The sequence below is a fragment of the Adlercreutzia sp. DFI.6.23 genome, assembly GCF_024462535.1.
In the GTDB taxonomy this organism is placed as follows: Bacteria; Actinomycetota; Coriobacteriia; order Coriobacteriales; family Eggerthellaceae; genus Adlercreutzia; species Adlercreutzia rubneri.
On sequence record NZ_JANGBP010000335.1, the window covers coordinates 1 to 320 of the forward strand.

A 320-nucleotide genomic window follows, 5' to 3' on the forward strand; every position below is an offset into this window, starting at 1 on the left:
CCACAAAGCCGATGGCCACGCAGGTGCAGCAGATGCTCGTCCAGATGGCCACGCGCGAGATGTCCCCGAAGCCCTTCATGCCGAAGGCGTTGGGGATGGAGCTGATGATGTGGCCGCCGGCGGACAGGCCCACGAAGAACATGAACAGGGTGATGTAGAAGCCCCAGGAATCGAGGTTGCGCATGCCGGTCTGTATCATGCCGCCCGAAAGCTGCACCATCCACAGGGCAACGCCGATGACAGCCACCACCGCGCAAGCGATGATCCCCACGGTCAACCCGCGATGGGCCGCCATGCTTCCTTTCGCATCGTTCATAGCG

The 320-nt window shown here is 62.5% G+C and carries 1 protein-coding gene; it reads right to left on the reverse strand.

Going from position 1 to position 320, the window contains the following annotated elements:
* On the reverse strand, positions 1-295 hold a 295-nt coding region (nrfD, locus tag NE591_RS13615), incomplete at its 3' end, for an NrfD/PsrC family molybdoenzyme membrane anchor subunit (RefSeq protein ID WP_256156905.1).
* Positions 296-320 lie beyond the last annotated feature (25 nt).